This window comes from Ruegeria sp. AWH4_226 (genome assembly GCF_056159225.1).
Map to the genome: position 1 here is coordinate 1,628,775 of NZ_JBSWUU010000001.1, position 14,989 is coordinate 1,643,763.

Here is a 14,989-nt window from a genome sequence, read left to right on the forward strand (position 1 = left end):
TCAAATGCAGCTGCATCAACGGGAGAACATCGATGCCAGCCTTTCTAGAATTCGGACCAGAGGCCCAGACACATCAGCTGACGACGGGCGGCGTCACAATGCGGGTTGTCACGCAAGGCGAAGGACTGCCCGTTGTGTTCGTTCCCGGCGGGGATCAAACTGCCGAAGCCTATTCGGAACAGTTCTCACGCCTGTCCGACAGCTTTAAATGTATCACCTATGATCCTCGCGGCGCGGGCAAAACCAAGTCTCCGCCGCCGCCCTGGACGATGAATGACTACGCCGCCGATTGCGCCGCCGTAATCGATGCGTTCGCCGGTGGGCAGGCCGCGGTCTGCGGTCTGTCGCTGGGAGGTTTGGTGACGCAGCAGACCGCGATAAATTTTCCCGACAAGGTCCAACTTGCCATTCCAATGGGCACATCTGCCTACATCGACGGGTTCACACGCGACTGGATGCAGGCCGAAATTGACTTGCGCAAAGACGGGATCACCCTGCCCGACTATTTCCTTGCACCGCATTACGCCGTCTATGCCTTCCCCGCCAAAGCCCTGCATGAGCCCAAGCTGTGGGACCAAATCAAAACCTCGTATACCGAGCGTTTTCGGGATCGCGATCCGCAGGCAACCATCGATCAATGGGAGGCCTGCCTTGACTTCGACTGTCGTGAGGGGCTTAGGACCTGCCCAGTACCGATGCACGTCATCGCCTTTTCCGAGGACGTTCAGACCGCACCGGTCATGTGCAAGGTGGTTGCCGACCTCGCACCGAACGGCGTATTTCATGAAATTCCCGGATTGGGGCACGTCTCGATGACGCGGCATAAACCCGAGATCGTCGCGGCAAAGTTGCGGGAAATCCTGACAGCCGAACTGGCACATTGCTGATAATTGCCGCCACGCCATGAGACTTGCGATTGCCGGATTTCAGCACGAAACCAATACCTTCGTTTCCACACCAACAACACTTCAGGATTTTGAGCAAGCCGACAGCTGGCCCGCGCTGTTGACCGGACAGGAGGTGCTGGACACGACAAAAGGCATGAACCTACCTATCGCAGGCTTCGCTCGGGCCGCTGCAAAAGACAGCGTATATCCGATACTATGGTGCGCCGCCGAGCCGGGCGGCAAAGTAACGGACGACGCGTTCGACGCCATAGCAGGGCAAATTACAGAAACGATCATCAAGTTGGGGCAACTGGATGCGGTATACTTGGATCTGCACGGGGCGATGGTGACCGAAACCCACGACGATGGCGAAGGTGAACTGCTACAGCGGGTCCGGCATGTCATCGGACCAGACATTCCTCTGGTCGCCAGCCTGGACATGCATGCGAATATCTCGCAGAAAATGGTTGATCTGTCTGACGCGCTGACGATCTATCGCACCTATCCGCATCTGGACATGGCCGAAACAGGTGCACGTGCCTATCGGATGCTTATGGCCATCCGCCACCACGGCCGTCCGCAGAAAAAATGGCGGCAGGGCGACTATCTGATCCCGCTCCACGCGCAGCAGACAAATGCGGGGCCGGCTCGGGCCCTGTACCAAGCGCTCAGTGATTTCGACGGATGCGGGACGCGTTTGGCAGAGCTTGCACTTGGTTTTACTGCCTCGGATATTGCTGATGCAGGTCCTTCGATCATAGCCTACGGACCTGATTCCAGCGAAGCCAGTGCAATCGCCGATACTCTGGCGGAGCAACTCAAGAAGGCTGAACAGGATTTTGATAGCCATCTGTTTTCTCCTGCCGAGGCGGTAAGACACGCACGAAAGGCCCCAAACGGGCGCCCTGTTGTTATCGCAGACGTGCAGGACAACCCCGGCGCCGGGGCATCGTCAGATACAACCGGGATTCTGCAAGAGCTTTTGCGGCAGAATGCCCCGCCTACCCTTATGGGGCTGATCTATGACCCCGCATTGGCCGCCAAGGCCCAGAAGGCCGGAACAGGCGCGCAGTTTCACGCCGAAATCGGCGGGCGCAGCGAGGGTTCTGGCCCAGTGTCGGCACAGGTCAAAGTGCACCGAATTAGCGATGGTCTGTGCACCTATACAGGCGAGATGTACGGCGGTGGCATCGCGACGCTTGGCCCGTCCGCAGCGCTACAGATTGTTGGAACAAACATTCAGATCATTGTCACCAGCATCCGCAATCAATGCCTCGATCTGGCCCAGTTTCGCCATTTCGATCTGGAACCGGAACACGCCAAAATCCTGTGCGTCAAAAGCACGGCGCATTTCCGCGCAGACTTTGAGCCCATCGCGCAAGAGATCTTGCTGTGCGCATCGCCCGGACAATTCCCATGTTTACTGGAGAGCACACATTATTCAAACTTACGGCCGGGCGTTCGGATTAATCGAGACCGATAGCCCAGCTGTTTAGAAACCAAATCGCATCGTCCCGGAGGTGAAGGCAAATGCCGATTGAAAGCTTGAAGATTGGGATAATTGGCGGCACCGGTATGTTGGGGCGCACAATCGCGCAGGCCATTCTGAACAGCGGCCTTGTATCTGCCGAAAACGTCTGGTTGTCGAACCGCAGCGGAAAGGCCGAAGGGTTTGAAACCCACCCTGGCGTAAATGTCACGACCGATAATCAGAAACTAGCCTCGGCCAGTGATATGGTTATTTTGTCAGTTCCTCCGGCGTTCAAGGACCAGATTTCCATTCAGGCCCCGGATAAACTGATCTTATCCGTCATGGCCGGAACAACGGTGGAGGAGCTTATCCGGCTCACGGGATCTTCTCGTGTCATCCGCGCCATGAGCAGCCCCGCAGCCAAAGACAAGCTGGCCTATTCTCCCTGGTATGCCAGCAGAGCAATAACAGACCGGGATCGCGATCTTGCCCAAGCTGTGCTGTCCACATGCGGCCTTTCCGATGAGGTCGAAAATGAAACTGATATTGAGGTTTTCACCGCTCTGACCGGCCCTGTGCCAGGATTTGTTGCATTGTTTGCCAGTGCCATGGTTGATTTTGCCACATCGCGGGGCATCAAGCCCGAGATCGCTGATCGGGCCGTGCGCCAGCTCTTTCTTGCATCCGGTACAATGCTATCCGAAGACCCTATGACACCCGCAGAGCATGTACAGTGGATGATCGACTATGCAGGGACCACCGCCGCCGGCCTCGAAGCGATGCAGCAGTTGTTGATTCCCGAAACCATCGCTGAAGGTCTCGATTCAGCTGTTGCGCGGGTCAGAGACATCGGCTGACAGTGCGCTCTTGGGTATACCGCACACCCGCGCAGAATTACACCATTCGTAAAACGGTCCAAAAACCGCTTCGCGTGACAGAACAATTGATCCTGCGCGAGGCTTGCCTTCAGTGTCGTCGACCTTACATTCTTCGAAAGAGCTGAAGACTGGGGTAATTGAACACCTGCACTGCCTCAGAACGCTCAAAAGGTGTACAGAATCGCCCGCAACAAATACCCTAGTGTGATGCAACGCAACGACCTTTCACGTCAGAAAGAAACCGACCTTCCGGCTGAGCGCAAGTCAACTGAAACGGAGATCAGCGATTTCCTGTTTCAGGCCAAACAGCTGGCCGCGACGCAGTCCGCATCGCCCGGGCGGATGATTTTTGCGTTGGATGCAACCATGAGCCGTCAGCCGACATGGGACATGGCCTGCGCCCTTCAGGGCGAGATGTTCTCTGCCGCTGAGGCAGTCGGAAACCTGTCTGTGCAGCTTGTCTATTTTCGCGGCAATCAGGAAGCCCGCGCCTCTCGGTGGGTCAATGACGCAAACAGCTTGCGCGCGATGATGGAGAAAATAGATTGCCGGGGCGGTTTGACCCAGATTGCCAAGGTTTTTATGCATGCCAAGAAAATGGCTGAGCAAGAGCCCTTGACCGCTTTGGTATATGTCGGCGACTCAATGGAAGAGGACGTGGACAAGCTGTGTGGGCTGGCCGGTGAATTGCGCCTGAACGGTGTAAAGGTGTTTGCATTTCATGATGGCGCTGACCCAACAGCCGCAGTCGCGTTCCGCGAAATCGCGCGGCTAACCGGGGGTGTCTACCTGCCGTTTAACGCAGGGTCGGCCGATGAATTGAAGGCGCTTCTTGTTGCGGTTGCCACATATGCGGCTGGCGGTCGAAAAGCGTTGGAGTCGCTTGATAACTCGCAGGCCAAACAACTACTGTCAGACATGCGCTGATGCCTCCATTCCTGACCGTTGTCGCCAGTGCTGTCGGATTAGCGTTTTTGCTATGGGTTCTGATGAACGCGGCCCGGTCTATCTTAGGCAGCCGTGCGCAAAGGGCGATGGGTTTTGCGTTGATCGCGATTGGTGTGGCGCTGGTAACCACACGTGCTTTTGCGCTTGCAGCGCCACTCATAATCCTGGGGATCAGTTTGGTTTTGCTCAAAGGATCGTCGCTGGGCCGAACCAGCAAAACGCGGACATCACAGGTTCGCTCGGCGCGACTGGAAATGACGCTTGACCACCAGTCAGGAAAGATAGACGGGCGGATTTTGACCGGTAAACACGAGGGCCAGCTGCTTTCAGACCTCGACCTCACAGAACTGATGTATCTGCACGCGGCAGTCGGTGATGATGACGAAACAGAGCGATTGCTTGAAGCTTACCTTGATAATGCACACCCCGATTGGCGCTCTTACACCGACGAAGACAGACCCCAAAACTTGCACCCGCTCAGCAAGGAAGAGGCGTACCAGATTCTTGGCCTGAATGCGGGTGCCAGCGCCGAAGAAATCCGCGAGGCGTACAACCGGCTGATTAAACGCGTACACCCTGATCAAGGCGGCTCAGCTGCGTTGACAGCGCAAATTACCGAAGCAAGAAATATTCTGCTTGGCGACCAAAATTAAGGGGTTTTCGCATACTCAGAAGGTGCGTTGCCCAGCGCGTGGCCGGGCGACCGTGCGATATGCCGTGGATGCGCTTGGCGCGCTTGCCCAACGGTTCACACCGCAAACAAAAAATTGCGATTCTCGTTCTGTTTGAGTGTGGTACCCGCGGCCGGACTCGAACCGGCACGGCCTTTCGGCCCAGAGATTTTAAGTCTCTTGTGTCTACCATTCCACCACGCGGGCAAAGCGTGTCAGGCCTTAACCGGGCCCCAAAACTCACTACGGCCATAAGGCCTTCGAAACAATGGCTTCCTCAGAACGCGGCAGGAATTTAAGCCTGCTGCAGTCAGGGGTTTAGCCACATTTGATTGCCATCAACCCGGTTGAGCCGCTGACGTCAGAAACTCTTACTGCCAACCAGTCCGATTGAAAAGCCGCTAAGTTGAAAAGCCTCCAGCAAAGGGGCGAACGGCTGCGAACACGAGCAGAGCACATGCCATCAGCGGCGCCTTCACTCAGCCTTTTTCGCAAGCCGAAACGTTAACTTGGGCGATAAAAACGCAGTTGTGTCACAAGTCCTTTTCTACCCAAACGCAGGTCCGGTTTGTCCCAACCCGATCAGTATACGCACATGATTCGGCATCAGGTGCCGATCGCTCACTCGCTGGCAAGCGCTTGTTTCAGAGCAAAGTAAGATGCCTTGGGCTTTCGTTTCAGGGTATCGAAATCCACATCCACCAACCCAAAGCGTTTTTCATACCCTAAGGCCCATTCGTAGTTGTCCAGCAAAGACCAGACAAAGTACCCCTTGACCGGAACCCCTTGGTTTAGCGCCGCCTGAACGGCAGACAGGTGCTGATCCAAATAGTCGATACGATCATCGTCCTGTTGACGCTGTGGACTGGCCATACCGTTTTCCGTCACATAGATTGGCAGATCACCCGTATACTCTGTGGCCGTACGAAGCAGAAAACGGGACAAGGCCGCCGGATCAATCTCCCATCCCATCTGCGTTTTGGGCAGCGGGCCGGGAACCTCACCCAAGCTTGGCCATGGCGTTTCCGCAGGCGCGATCAGCTTACGGGTATAGTAGTTCACACCACACCAATCCACCGCAGCGCCGATTGTTTCGAAATCAGTCTGCCACCCATCCGGCAAATAGGGTTCAAGCCCGTCCAGAACTGTATCGGGATACGACTTTTTAAACACGCCGCCCAGAAAGAAGCGGTTGTAAATACCGTCATAGCGTGCAGCCGCCTGTTGCGCCTGCGGGCTGTCGTCAGCCGGTTCGGCCCATTCCAGATTAAACACGGCGCCCAAATTGGACATGCCCAACCCCCGCATCACCTCGATCGCGCGGCCATGGGCCAGCAGGACATGGTGCATCGCACGTGCTGTCGCGCGAATATCTCGCAGGCCGGGGGCGTGGTGACCTTCAAAATGGCTCAGCCAACTGACACACCACGGCTCGTTGATCGGGGCAACACTGAACATGCGATCACCGATACGGCGCATGATGATTTCGGTGAAATCTGCGAACCACCCGGCGATATCCCTGTTCCTCCATCCTCCCAGATCAGCCAGCGGCGAAGGCAGCTCCCAATGATACAAGGTTGCGCAGGGACGGATGCCGCGCTCTAGCAAGGCATCCGTTAGCCGGTCGTAGAAGTCCAAACCTTCCTGATTGACCGGGCCGCGCCCCTCTGGCAGCACACGTGCCCAGCTGGTTGAAAAGCGATAGCAATCAAAACCCGCCCCTTTGATCAGGTCCAGATCATCTTCGAACCGAGTGTAGTGGTCGCAGGCCACATCCCCGTTTTCCGCGTTTACGACATTTCCGGGCGTGGCTGCGAAACTGTCCCAGTGGGTCATGCCAGCACCCCCCTGCGCATGCCCTTCGATCTGATAGGCCGAGGTTGCGACCCCAAACAGGAAATCGTCTGGAAAATCACTTCGCTTGTGTTTCATTTCACAACCTCTGTCGCACCGGGCCTGTTGAATTGCCGACCACAAGCTCTGCTTCAAGAAGGCATGATTTTGGCGGATCATCTGGCGCATTTATCCGCTCGATCAACATCTCAGCCGCAAGTTCGCCGGCACGGCGCACGGAAGACCGTGTGGCGGTGAAAATCGGAACGTCCTGGCCGTTGCGCATGTAAGACAACTCATCATCATGCGCGATGACCGATATATCGCGGCCCATTTTCAACCCGTTTTCCTCTAACGCGCGGCGGATACCAACCGCCGAGATGATGGACGAGGCCAGAATCGCAGTGGGCGGGTTATCCAGTTTCAGCATGTCACATACGGTCTGATACCCGTAAATCTCGGTCATCTCTGCGCTGCGCAGCAACGCCGGATCGGGTGTAACCCCTGCCCTTTGCAGCGCCACCATGTAGCCGTTGCGGCGACGTTGCGCAAAATCCATCTCTTCCAGGCCGTTGATCAACGCAATACGCCGATGCCCCAGATCAATCAGAAACTGTGTTGCCCGCTCGAATGAACGTTGGTTGTTAACGTCGATCCAATCATACGGTAAATCCACACCGGTCGAGCGGCCATGCACGATGAATGGAACGCCCATATTCGACAGCACGGAAATCCGCGGTTCGTTTACTTTGGGCCCCTGCAGAACAACGCCATCAACCGCACCGCGTGAAAAAAGGCTGCGATAGGAGTCCTCGATCGAGGTGTCCGGCGCGTGGGTAAACATCATGTTGTAGTTTTTTTCGGCATAGGTCCGGGCAGCGCCGGCGACAAAGTCGCCAAAAATCGGGTTCACCATCTCGTGCTGTGACGACGTTGGAATCACGTGCCCGATCACCATCGAACGCCCCGTCGCCAGCCCTTTGGCACGAATGTTTGGCCGGTATCCGTGCTTGTCCGCCGCCGCCTGCACACGAATGCGCGTACCCTCGTTTACCTCGGGGTACCCGTTCAGTGCGCGGCTAACCGTGGTCTGCGACAAGCCGAGGATTTCAGAGAGCTGCTTGAGGTTCATGGCTTTCAAAGCGCCTTCAAATTTTTTGCCAAATACGTTTTCAATCCATTTTTATTCCACGTCAACCCGCCTTGACCCCTGCGCTAAACCTCAACAAATAAACTTTCCTGTTCCCGATATTGACAGAAACTCGATGTTAGCGGATAAAGCTGGGTATTCAAAGCGCTTTGAAAACCGAGTCTCAAAAGGCGCTGGAAAGTGATGGGAGGAGAAGTCATGAAACACTCGCTTTACGCAGGTGCGGCCGTGTTTGCCTTGATGGCCGGTTCGGTTCAGGCACAAAGCGATCTGCTGCACGCCGTCGGGGACGGCAGTTTTGACTGGGATGGATACCAGGCCTTCGCAGATGCGCATGACCTGAGCGGCGAAGACCTGACTATTTTCGGGCCTTGGCTGGCGGGTGAAGGCGAAGCATTCGAAAACCTCGTCGCGTATTTCAATGCAGCGACGGGCGCGAATTCCAGCTATGTGGGATCGGACTCACTGGAGCAGCAAATCCTGATCGATGCAGCGGCAGGGTCGGCGCCGAACTTGACCGTGTTTCCCCAACCCGGCCTTGCCGCGAATATGGCAAAGAACGGGTACCTGACCCCATTGGCCGAAGGATCGGCAGATTGGATCAAGGACAACTTTGCCGCCGGTCAGTCTTGGGTCGACCTTGGAACCTTCGAGAACGCCGAAGGTAGCAAGGATTTCTACGGCTTTTTCTTCAACGTGAACGTGAAATCGCTGGTCTGGTATATCCCTGAAAACTTTGAAGATTTCGGATATGAAGTGCCTCAGACCATGGAAGAATTCAAGGCGCTGATGGATCAGATGGTCGCTGACGGCGAAACACCGCTATGCGTTGGCCTTGCATCTGGTGGTGCGACCGGATGGCCCGCGACCGACTGGGTTGAGGACCTGATGCTGCGGACGCAACCGCCCGAGGTTTATGACCAATGGGTCTCGAACGAAATGAAGTTCGATGATCCGCGCGTCGTTGCAGCGATAGAAGAATACGGCAGCTTTACACGCAACGATGATTATGTCGTAGGCGATGCCGACGATACCGCCGCGATCGACTTCCGCGACAGTCCGAAAGGTCTGTTTGACAGCCCGCCAGCCTGCATGATGCACCGTCAGGCCTCGTTCATTCCGGCCTACTTCCCAGAAGGAACCGAGCTTGGGGTGGATGCCGACTTCTTCTACTTTCCGGCCTACGCAGAAAAAGACCTGGGGACACCGGTACTGGGGGCGGGCACGCTGTTCACCATCACCAATCCAAACCCCGCCGCCGAGGCGTTCATGGAATTCCTCAAGACACCGTTTGCTCATGAAATCATGATGTCTCAGGATGGTTTCCTCACCCCGCATCTGGGTGCAAATCCTGACAATTACTCGAACGACACGCAACGCGGGCAAGGCGAAATCCTGACCAACGCCACCACGTTCCGCTTCGACGGGTCCGACCTGATGCCGGGAGCGGTTGGTGCAGGCACCTTCTGGACCGGAATGGTCGATTACTCGTCAGGCGCGAAAGACGCGGCCACTGTTGCTGGTGAAATCCAGTCCTCGTGGGACGCGGCAAAGTAACTGACGCGCGGGGCGGCCACCGCGTCGCCCCATTGCACAACGAGTGAGGGCATCATGACACCGGCACTTCAAGGCCTGCTGACCATCGCCATCGGTGTGTTGGGTTGCGTGGGATATTTTTATCTGTCCAATCAGTTTCTCGACAAGGTTCTGTGCCCTCCGCGCGGACCAAACGCGGGCCGCAACATCAACCGGGCGAACATGATCCGACCGTGGCTGTTCTTGTTCCCGGCGATAGCAGCGCTTGGGTTGTATCTGGCCTACCCGGTCGTTGAAACGCTGCGACTGTCTTTGACTGAACGTGTGCCGGGCGGTGGATACCAATGGGTAGGCCTCGACAACTACGCGCAGATGGCGGCTGAGCCCAAGTTCTGGGAAGCGATGCGCAATAACATGCTCTGGCTCATCGTCGTCCCCGCAATGTCGACAGCGTTTGGTCTGCTGGTGGCGCAGCTAACGGACCGCATCCGGTGGGGTAACGTCGCGAAATCGCTGATTTTCATGCCGATGGCGATTTCATTTGTGGGTGCCTCGGTCATATGGAAGCTGGTCTACGACTCACGCCCGGAAGCCGAGGATCAGATCGGTATCCTGAATGCTTTGTACCTGTTCTTTGGCGGTACCGACCCGCAGACATGGCTTACTATTCCGTTCTGGAACAGTTTCTTCCTGATGATCGTTCTGGTCTGGATTCAAACCGGCTTTGCCATGGTTATCTTGTCCGCCGCGCTGCGCGGTATCCCTGAAGAAACGATAGAGGCTGCAATCCTGGACGGCGCGAACCCGTTCCAGATTTTCTTTCGCATCAAGGTGCCTCAGATCAAGGCGACTATTCTGGTCGTGTGGACCACGATCACCATCACCGTGCTCAAGGTCTTTGACATCGTTTTTGCGATGACCAACGGCCAATGGGAAACGCAAGTTTTGGCCAACTACATGTATGACAAGCTGTTCCGCGCCAATGACTGGGGTGTCGGTTCGGCGTCGGCGATGGTGATCATGCTGCTGGTTACTCCGATACTGATCTGGAACGTCCGGCAGGTCCGAAACGAAGGTTCGCCTTCTTTGGGTGGAGACTGATAAATGGATAGCTTTGCAGGTGAAAAACCGGCCCTGAGATGGGTTGTCCATGCCTCGGTTCTGTTTCTTGTGGTGTTGTGGGTGGTTCCGACGCTGGGGCTTTTGATCTCGTCTTTTCGCACGGCGGATCAGATCGCGACAAGCGGATGGTGGCGTGCGCTATTCCCGTCCGAGCAGAACCTGACCCTGCGCAGCGCCGCACCTGAAACACAGATGCTGGAAGATGGGCTTTACGTCATTCAGGGCAAGCTGTTCGGCGACGATCAGACAGTCAAAATCTCAAGATGGGGTATCAGTTCGCGTGAAATTGATGCCTTCACACCCGGTGAGACAGCCGAGCTTCGCCGCGGCGGGACAATCACTGTTGACGCGGATGGAAACTACCGGATGGAGAACATCGAGGAATTCACCGGCAATCGCGGCGCCCGGATTTTCGTGACCGCTGAGCTGCCGCCGGAGTTCACGTTCGACAACTACCAAACGGTTCTTTTCGACAAAGGTAGTTCCGACAGTATGGGCCGGGCGTTCTTTAGTACGTTGACCGTAACAATTCCGGCGACAATCATCCCGATCCTTGTTGCGGCTTTTGCTGCCTATGCCCTCGCTTGGATGGATTTTCCAGGCCGGGCGCTGCTGATCGCCGCTGTGGTGGGCCTGTTGGTCGTGCCGCTGCAACTGGCATTGATCCCGCTCCTCAAGTTCCACCTGAATATCGGGATCGGTAAAGGCTATCTTGGGGTCTGGCTGGCCCATACCGGTTTTGGGATGCCGTTGGCGATCTACTTGTTGCGAAACTACATGGCCGGGTTGCCCCGCGACCTGATCGAAAACGCGCGCGTCGATGGCGCGACCGAGTTCCAGATATTCACAAAGCTCATCCTGCCGCTCAGCTTTCCGGCACTGGCATCTTTTGCAATCTTCCAGTTCCTTTGGACATGGAATGATCTGCTCGTCGCAAAGGTGTTCCTGATCGATGCCACGGGCCAGACCACGGTCATGACAAATCGCATCGTCGAGCTGCTGGGCACGCGTGGCGGCAACTGGGAAATCCTGGCCACGGCGGCGTTCGTCTCAATCGCGGTGCCGCTGGTCGTCTTCTTTGCAATGCAGAAATATCTGGTCCGCGGACTGCTGGCCGGATCAGTCAAATAAAGGCGTGTTATGAACGTGCAGAACATCACAAAACAACAAGATGCAACCCAGGTTTCGTCCGATTGGTGGCGCGGTGGCGTCATCTATCAGATCTACCCTCGCAGCTTTCAAGACAGCACGGGCGACGGGATCGGGGACCTTAACGGGATTACGCAGCGCCTGCCCTACATCGCTTCGCTTGGGGTGGATGCGATTTGGATTTCACCGTTCTTCAAGTCTCCGATGAAAGACTTCGGCTATGATGTCAGCGATTATCGCGCCATCGATCCCATGTTTGGAACGATGGAGGATTTTCGCACTCTTCTGGATCAAGCCCATGCGCAGGGTCTGAAGGTGATGATCGACCTCGTTTTGTCGCACACATCGGACAAACACCCCTGGTTCAGCGAAAGCCGCGCCAACCGGGAAAATCCCAAGTCAGACTGGTATGTATGGGCCGACCCGAAACCGGATGGAACTCCGCCCAACAACTGGCTTTCGATTTTTGGCGGGTCCGCGTGGCAGTGGGATACCCGGCGTCAGCAGTATTACCTGCATAACTTCCTTTCATCCCAGCCCGATCTGAACTTTCACTGCCTCGATGTACAGGATGCGCTGCTGGATGTGGCGCGGTTCTGGCTGGACATGGGCGTGGACGGATTCCGCCTGGATACGATCAACTTCTACTTTCACGACAGTCAGCTGCGCGACAACCCTGCCCTCCCCCTTGATCAGCGCAACGCCACGATCGCGCCGCAGGTAAACCCGTACAACCACCAGGACCACGTGTATTCCAAAAGCCAACCAGAAAACATCGCGTTTCTTGAACGCTTGCGGGCTTTGACAGATCAATACGAAGGCCGCGCTTGCCTGGGTGAGGTTGGCGATGCACAGCGTGGGCTGGAGCTTATGGGGCAATATACCAGCGGCGATAAACGGATGCATATGTGCTATGCCTTCGAGTTTCTGGAAAAACGCGCTTTGACCGCAGCTTATGCCAAACAGGTTTTCGGTCAGCTTGAAGACAAAGCCGGCGATGCGTGGCCGTGCTGGGCTTTTTCCAATCACGACGTCCAGCGCCACGGCACGCGGTGGGGGCTGGACGATGCCGCCTTGCGCCAGCACGCAGTGTTGATGATGTGCCTGCGCGGCTCTGCCTGCCTGTATCAGGGTGAGGAACTGGGCCTGCCAGAGGCCGACGTGCCCTTCGAAAATCTGCAAGACCCTTATGGCATCGAATTCTGGCCCGAGTTCAAAGGCCGCGATGGTTGCCGCACACCAATGGTCTGGGCGGCCCAGGACGAACACTCTGGTTTCAGCACCGCCAACCCGTGGCTGCCGGTAAGCCAAACGCAAGCGGAACGTGCCGTGGACCGGTCCGAGCGGGACCACGATTCGATCCTGCACCACTATCGCCGCGCGATTGCCCTGCGTCATGCACATACGGCCCTGACATCGGGGGCGCAGGTTGACATGACTCAAACAGGTTCCGTGCTGACGTTCATACGCGAGAATGCGACAGAACAGGTATTCTGCGCATTCAACCTCGGCCCTGACACAGCCGAGGTCGCCTTGCCGCAAGGCGATTGGCGCGTGATTGGTGAGGATTTGGGGGCTGTGGATGCGGTTGGAACCACCGATCTTAAGGCCGCACAATTCTGCTTGCTGACCAAGGAAAAGAGGTAAGCCATGTCGGAACTCAAGCTCACGGATGTGGCCAAAACCTATGGTGCGGTTGACGTTCTCAAGCATATCGATCTTGACATTGAAACCGGCGAACTGATCGTGTTCGTCGGGCCTTCGGGCTGCGGGAAATCCACCTTGCTGCGTATGATTGCAGGGTTGGAAAAGATCTCAGGCGGAACGCTTGAGATTGAGGGGCAAGTGATGAACGACGTTCCGCCCGCACAGCGCGGCATAGCGATGGTGTTTCAATCCTATGCTCTGTATCCGCACATGACAGTGCGCGAAAATATGGCGTTTGCCCTGAAAATCGCAAAAATGCGCAAGGCTGAGGTCGATGCCGCCGTCGATCGTGCCGCCAAAATTCTACAGTTGGAACCCTTTCTGGACCGTCTTCCCAAGGCGCTGTCGGGCGGGCAACGTCAGCGTGTCGCCATCGGACGGGCCATTGTGCGCGACCCCAAGGTTTACTTGTTTGACGAACCCCTTTCAAACCTCGATGCCGCCCTGCGCGTTGCCACTCGTATCGAGATCGCGCGCCTGAAAGAAGCGATGCCCGACAGCACAATGATTTACGTCACCCACGACCAGGTAGAGGCCATGACACTTGCCAGCCGTATCGTTGTTCTGGCCAATAAAGGGATCGCGCAAGTTGGCACGCCGCTAGAACTGTATGAAACACCCGATAACGAGTTTGTCGCACAGTTCATTGGCTCACCGGCGATGAACTTACTGCCCGGTGTGATTTCAAAAACAGGGGAACAGACCGCGGTCACGCTAGACGCAGGCGGTACGGCTATTTCGTCGATAGCCACCGACCCCGACCAAATGGGCCTAACAGTCAATATCGGTGTGCGGCCCGAGGATTTCTTTGCCGACGACGCATCTGGATTTCTGGAAGGGACTGTCGACTTCATTGAAGCTTTGGGTGAAGTCACCTTGTTGTATTTCGCAAATCAGCCCGGGTCAGACGGCATCGTGGCAAAGTTCCCCGGTATCGGGAAAAACCTGCGAGGTCAGACCCTTAAACTGAATGCCGACCCTGCCAAGGTTCACCTCTTTCACAATGGGCTTTCGATACGAAAGCAGTGACGGAGCGATCTAGAGGCTTTTGGCCAAGAATCTGGTTTGCATCATTGCGTCAGCATGTCTGTGCAAGACAACGAGTTTACAGCCACCCGTCTCAGACGGCAGCGAAAAGCTGGGTCCTTGGCGGCTTGCGCACGTAATCTTGTACGCAATCACGGAACACGATTTGAGCACGTCCAACTCTGGAAAACTGATCCATGTGTAATTCCAGCGCTAAAAACCCCACTGTCCTTTGATGAACTTTCAACACGGATTTATAACTGAATGGTTCAAATCCAATGCGTCGCGTCGCTGCCCGGATTACTTCAAAAACAAGCGCACAAAATTTTACGCCGGGGGTTGTGGGGTCGAAAAAAACTCGCTAAACGCGGCTGCACTGGAACCGGCGGAATTCAAGTCGCCCTTATATCGACCTAAATTCAGGTGGACTTGGGCAGATTTCCAATAAAACCAGTGCAAACAACGGTGCCCCTATAGCTCAGCTGGTAGAGCAACTGATTTGTAATCAGTAGGTCCGCGGTTCGAGTCCGTGTGGGGGCACCAGAATATTTTAAAAATCAATGACTTAACCTAATTCAATGTACGTAAGATTACGTAAAGTTTGAGTCCGC

At 55.9% G+C, this 14,989-nt stretch carries 12 protein-coding genes and 2 tRNA genes; 11 read left to right on the top strand and 3 right to left on the bottom strand.

All coding sequences use genetic code 11. The features are described from left to right. Positions 1 to 32 precede the first annotated feature (32 nt). From ACXAET_RS07905 to ACXAET_RS07925, 5 genes are all read left to right on the top strand, one after another. Positions 33 to 887, top strand: a complete 855-nt coding sequence (locus tag ACXAET_RS07905; RefSeq protein WP_475183570.1) for an alpha/beta fold hydrolase — start codon at positions 33 to 35, stop codon at positions 885 to 887. A 16-nt stretch (positions 888 to 903) separates the two neighbouring features. Continuing rightward, on the top strand, positions 904 to 2,370 hold the full coding sequence (locus tag ACXAET_RS07910) for a M81 family metallopeptidase (protein WP_475183572.1): 1,467 nt from the start codon (positions 904 to 906) through the stop codon (positions 2,368 to 2,370). Positions 2,371 to 2,417: 47 nt separating this feature from the next. After that, positions 2,418 to 3,215 carry a pyrroline-5-carboxylate reductase family protein gene (locus ACXAET_RS07915; protein WP_475183574.1) on the top strand — a complete coding sequence of 266 codons (798 nt, stop codon included), beginning with the start codon at positions 2,418 to 2,420 and terminating at the stop codon, positions 3,213 to 3,215. 192 nt (positions 3,216 to 3,407) lie between these two features. After that, positions 3,408 to 4,163: a vWA domain-containing protein gene (locus tag ACXAET_RS07920; protein ID WP_475183575.1), complete on the top strand. Its 756-nt coding sequence runs from the start codon at positions 3,408 to 3,410 to the stop codon at positions 4,161 to 4,163. Then, complete coding sequence (locus ACXAET_RS07925) at positions 4,163 to 4,837, top strand: DnaJ domain-containing protein (RefSeq protein WP_475183577.1); 675 nt, start codon at positions 4,163 to 4,165, stop codon at positions 4,835 to 4,837. Before ACXAET_RS07920 ends, ACXAET_RS07925 begins: the two co-directional genes overlap by 1 nt. 139 nt (positions 4,838 to 4,976) lie before the next feature. Here ACXAET_RS07925 and ACXAET_RS07930 read toward each other — a convergent pair. The 3 genes from ACXAET_RS07930 to ACXAET_RS07940 all read right to left on the bottom strand — a co-directional run bounded on the left by ACXAET_RS07930 (position 4,977) and on the right by ACXAET_RS07940 (position 7,820). Beyond that, positions 4,977 to 5,062: transfer RNA gene (locus ACXAET_RS07930), tRNA-Leu, on the bottom strand. 414 nt (positions 5,063 to 5,476) lie between these two features. Next, on the bottom strand, positions 5,477 to 6,787 hold the full coding sequence (locus ACXAET_RS07935) for a GH1 family beta-glucosidase (RefSeq protein WP_475183578.1): 1,311 nt from the start codon (positions 6,785 to 6,787) through the stop codon (positions 5,477 to 5,479). Between the two features lies 1 nt (position 6,788). Then, entirely contained in the window at positions 6,789 to 7,820 is a 1,032-nt protein-coding gene (locus ACXAET_RS07940; RefSeq protein ID WP_475183580.1) for a LacI family DNA-binding transcriptional regulator, read from the bottom strand. Between the two features lie 216 nt (positions 7,821 to 8,036). Between ACXAET_RS07940 and ACXAET_RS07945 the strand changes: the two genes are divergently transcribed. From ACXAET_RS07945 to ACXAET_RS07970, 6 genes are all read left to right on the top strand, one after another. Next, positions 8,037 to 9,395: an ABC transporter substrate-binding protein gene (locus ACXAET_RS07945; protein ID WP_475183582.1), complete on the top strand. Its 1,359-nt coding sequence runs from the start codon at positions 8,037 to 8,039 to the stop codon at positions 9,393 to 9,395. Positions 9,396 to 9,449: 54 nt separating this feature from the next. After that, positions 9,450 to 10,475, top strand: coding sequence for a carbohydrate ABC transporter permease (locus ACXAET_RS07950; RefSeq protein ID WP_068332514.1), 1,026 nt, complete (start codon positions 9,450 to 9,452; stop codon positions 10,473 to 10,475). Between the two features lie 3 nt (positions 10,476 to 10,478). Further along, the gene (locus ACXAET_RS07955; RefSeq protein WP_475183583.1) at positions 10,479 to 11,627 is read left to right on the top strand and encodes a carbohydrate ABC transporter permease; all 1,149 of its coding nucleotides are present in this window, start codon (positions 10,479 to 10,481) and stop codon (positions 11,625 to 11,627) included. Between the two features lie 9 nt (positions 11,628 to 11,636). Further along, entirely contained in the window at positions 11,637 to 13,292 is a 1,656-nt protein-coding gene (locus tag ACXAET_RS07960) for an alpha-amylase family glycosyl hydrolase (RefSeq protein WP_475183585.1), read from the top strand. A 3-nt stretch (positions 13,293 to 13,295) separates the two neighbouring features. Then, on the top strand, positions 13,296 to 14,381 hold the full coding sequence (locus tag ACXAET_RS07965; RefSeq protein WP_475183587.1) for an ABC transporter ATP-binding protein: 1,086 nt from the start codon (positions 13,296 to 13,298) through the stop codon (positions 14,379 to 14,381). A 464-nt stretch (positions 14,382 to 14,845) separates the two neighbouring features. Beyond that, positions 14,846 to 14,921 (top strand) — tRNA-Thr (locus ACXAET_RS07970). Positions 14,922 to 14,989 lie beyond the last annotated feature (68 nt).